This window comes from Chitinivorax tropicus (assembly GCF_014202905.1).
Classification (GTDB): Bacteria; Pseudomonadota; Gammaproteobacteria; order Burkholderiales; family SCOH01; genus Chitinivorax; species Chitinivorax tropicus.
The window spans coordinates 1-3,989 of the sequence record NZ_JACHHY010000053.1; the positions used below are offsets into that span (position 1 = coordinate 1).

Annotated in this window: 4 protein-coding genes; all 4 read right to left on the bottom strand. The window is 45.7% G+C overall.

All coding sequences use genetic code 11. The features are described 5' to 3' along the window. Positions 1-144 precede the first annotated feature (144 nt). From HNQ59_RS19030 to HNQ59_RS19045, 4 genes are read right to left on the bottom strand one after another with little or no spacing between them, the layout of a single operon-like run. On the bottom strand, positions 145-687 hold the full coding sequence (locus tag HNQ59_RS19030) for a hypothetical protein (RefSeq protein WP_184041970.1): 543 nt from the start codon (positions 685-687) through the stop codon (positions 145-147). After that, on the bottom strand, positions 684-3,083 hold the full coding sequence (locus tag HNQ59_RS19035; RefSeq protein ID WP_184041971.1) for a TIGR02594 family protein: 2,400 nt from the start codon (positions 3,081-3,083) through the stop codon (positions 684-686). Before HNQ59_RS19035 ends, HNQ59_RS19030 begins: the two co-directional genes overlap by 4 nt. A 5-nt stretch (positions 3,084-3,088) precedes the next feature. After that, positions 3,089-3,541, bottom strand: coding sequence for a hypothetical protein (locus HNQ59_RS19040; protein ID WP_184041972.1), 453 nt, complete (start codon positions 3,539-3,541; stop codon positions 3,089-3,091). Next, positions 3,513-3,893, bottom strand: coding sequence for a hypothetical protein (locus tag HNQ59_RS19045; RefSeq protein WP_184041973.1), 381 nt, complete (start codon positions 3,891-3,893; stop codon positions 3,513-3,515). Before HNQ59_RS19045 ends, HNQ59_RS19040 begins: the two co-directional genes overlap by 29 nt. Between the last annotated feature and the right edge of the window lie 96 nt (positions 3,894-3,989).

Below are 3,989 nucleotides of genomic sequence, written 5' to 3' on the forward strand. Positions count from 1 at the left end.
CGTCAAGTATTGATGGTTCATTATGCCACCAAGATAGACGGACGTCATGATGACGCTAAGTACCGTTTGAAGCATGCAATCAAATACGATAGCGCATCACCCGCAACTTAAAATTCGTAAATTCAAGAAAAAAATAACAATGCATCATTTAGATGCCTTATATCCACGCATAAATTCCTTTATGGATTGCTCATGCCAACTTCCACTCCAACACCAGCCACTTTCTCTTTTTTTAAATTCAACCCCATTAATTCTCACAAAATTATTTTTCACCTCCAATATATCAAAATCCACATTTGCAATGTGAGATGGTTTTGGATTTCTAATGATCAGATCTCTACTACTTGTATAAATGGGGATAGGCTTTAAACCCACTCCAGCCTTCATGTCAAAAGTTCTAAAATTCAAATCAAGAAAGAATAAATCCAACCTATTCTTGATGAAAGTATCACGATCAATCTTAGTCCGCTCAACGCCGTCTATTGGAATCTCTCCATTATCAAATGTCTCAAAAGGGAAACAAATTAATTTATATGGCTGAGATCCATGATACAGCGCATCGCGAAATTTCTCGTAAAACGGATAAAAATCTGATGGCATTTCTTTATCAGAATACGAGTTTCCAAAAGATTGACTTGATGTAAAAATCATATAAAATAAAATAAGACAAAAACCTACTGATTTCATAATAACACCTTTGGAATTTTTCTTGCCATGATAGAAATGGAGTTTTTTGGAAATCTTGTTATGCTAACCTTTGGAACGCCATCAACCTCCTTATTATTAATATCCCCCTTTTGATTTCCACCCAGCATGTATAAATAATTTCCATCTTCCATATAAAGAAAACCAACGTGATTACCTGACAACGTAACTGCCCCACTTTTATTACTACTGGTGAAACGAATCCAAACAATTGCGCCATAAGTACCTTCTGGTGCCTCGACACCAAACGTCCCCCAATCTGCCGCTCTAGCTGAGTTATGTGTTTTGACGCCAGCTTGAACCAAACACCAATTCACAAATGAAGCACACCATGCAATTTCGTCATCCACCGGTTTGTTGGTTTTGACCAGGTTCATCCCCGTATCGGTCGTTTTGATATATTCGACGATTCTTGGGTTGTTGTATTTTGTCTGGAGGGTTTCCAGCTCGGCTAGCTTCTTGTTCAGCTCAGCCTGTTTCCCATCAATCTCCTGTTTGACCTTCTCGATTTCCGCTTGCTGTTTCTTGGCATCTAACTTTTTGAGCTGTTTTTTCAGGTCCTTGATACTGGCGGCGTACTCATTGATGGCTTTCAGCAGCGCTTTACCCTCTGCACTACTCTGGACCGTGCTGGGGATGGCACGCTGGTAGCGTTCTTTGAGTGCAATGTCCATCCAGGGCGTTTTGGCGTTGCTCTGCGCTGTTGCCGCCGGGTTGCCATTTGCGGTGGTCACCTGTGCCGCAGGCTGGCTACGTTTTTCTTGCTTCTCAACTTTGTTCGAGGACAGCTCGATCACGTTGACTTTACCTGCCGATGTGGTGGCCATGTTCGCGGCTTGCGTCAGTTCTTGAGTCGGTTTGACCACGTAGCTTCTGGCATGCTCGATCAGGAAGCTGTCGAACAGTTTGCCCTCCTTCTTCAATGCCTCCGCAACTTTCTGCATATTGGGCTGGCGATCACAATATAACGATGTGATCTTGGGTGTCGGAAATGCATAGTTGGCCTCGTCTGCCACTTGTTGCAGATGCGCCAGATCCTGTTCGCTCGGCTGAGCCTCCACACTATCTGGAGAGGAAGCTGCCGCTGGGGCCAGGCCGTCATCCGGCAGTTTACTTTCCGCCGGCGTGGCGTTGCCATCTTCAACCCGAATTGGTGGATCAGCGCTTTGATCGGCAGGATGGGTGGATTGCAATGCTGGCGCCAGTAAATGCTCCTCGGCTTGTTTGGCGCGCTGTATCGCTTTTTCGTCGTAATCCATCTCCAGGATACACATGTAGATTTCCGCCGTGCCAGGCGCACTGATGACCTGCGTGAGCCCTTGACCATCTGTCTTGCCAGTGATCACGGCAAATTTGTCTGAATCTTTGACCCGAGGCGGATAGCTTTGCGGTGGAATGACCGGCACCTTTGCTTGCTGAGCAGCGCCCACGGGTCTGGCCGTGGATTGATTGGGTGCGGTTGGTTGAGGTGTGGGGGGCTTGGGCGCACTGGGCGAGGGGGAAAAATAGCTGCTGGCTTTTTGGTAATATTTTTTGATCCAGCCAAAGAAATGATCTCGATCTTCTACCGTTGTCAGGGGCTTCTTGGGTACGATGGCCACATACTCTGCTTTTGCAACCGGCTGGCCATTGGGCTGCTTCAGGGCAAATTGGACTTTGGTCTGTTTTTGCAGCGCCAACACCACCTTGTTGATGTAAGGTTGGATTTCAGCTGCAAACTTCTCCTGGCCGTAGGTGTCTATTTTTTCTTTAACTCTATACTTAACCTTTTTATTTTCTAATATTGCATCAAAATAAATGCCTTTATGATAATACTGATAGATCCTGCATTCAATTTCATCAGGCGAGGACGCCATGACCTGACAGGAGATCTTCTTGCATAATTCATACAATATGATCATGGCAATGATATTTTTTCTTGCATTGAATCGATCTTCGATCTTCGTGATATCAATATCAGCGTGTAATGGGTTATTCTTTCGCCAATAGCTAGTTGACGTAACTCGTAGAATCTCCATAGCTGTTTTATCCGTGAACTGCCCTATACCACTTGCACTGGTGCTGCATGCCGCAGCATCAGGATTGAAGCCAGACTCCAGTCTGGCAATCAATAAAATGATGGCGATGTCCCGGTGGGAATGCCCGCGTCTGACCGCCTCATCAATAATCATGTCAATGATGATCCGGCGCACGTCCTCGCTGATGTCGCCCGCTGCTCTAGACCTTCCAGACAGCTCGCCATGCTGATGAGAAATCGGCTCATCGGCATTGGATTGTGCATTGATCTGGTTTGGTTTACATGCATCAGCCTGCTTTTTATCCACTGCATCGTAAACTGGCACAGACGCACCACTATTTCTGATCGATTCTTTTCCCATCACACTTACTCATAATTCGGCAGGTTAATATCACCTGACTTATTTTCTTTATAGCGGTGATAATTATTTTTTAAATTTACTTTCCTTCCGTCAACATCAAATAAATATGATCCCTCTGCTTGATTATCCATAAAATCACCCCAACTTAATAACAGCACCTCTCCATACTCTTCTGTTTTCAGGCAGGCCCATTTATATACATATCTAGACCATTTACTTTTTATATTCTTTTTATAAGCTGCCTTTCCATCCTTCAAGATAACCAGGCCTTGCTTATCACACATGATGGGTTGCCCCTCTCCACGTGGTGAATCACAGTATGAATTGACCACAGCCTGAATCTGATTGCATTTGATATCGGTCACCAGTGTCTTCATTCCCCCGAACGCCACGCTTGGCATGGCCGCCAACAGCAGCAACTGAATCATCTTAAATTTCATCATCATGATCTTCTGCATCGTATAACTCCTTTTCAACATCAATCCATAGCCGCATTTCATCGGAGGCTTCACCATATAAATCAGACATATCCATTGCATCACCATCTGCCTTGAATGAATCGGGGTTCCAGATTCGCCGCTCGTCGATATGCAGCGTCAAATCTTCTGCGGCGGCAGTTGGGATGGTGATGGTTTTACCATCTTGGTCGGCAATGCCCCAAAATTGCCGTTGATTACCCGTCTTGATGACATATGGCTGGCCAGCGATCGGCTGATCATCAAAATCACGAATTGTGAAATGCCCAGCCAAGCTACCTGGTAAATTGGCGAAGGCATGACTGGCCCCCTGCGGCCCTTTCTCTTGTTTCATGCTGGCCTTGAACACCGCGGCCTTGGGGCACTGGATCAGGATGTTGCCGTCCTTCAAGGTCAGCCCGCTGCCGTTCGCCACCAGCTTCAGCTGGGT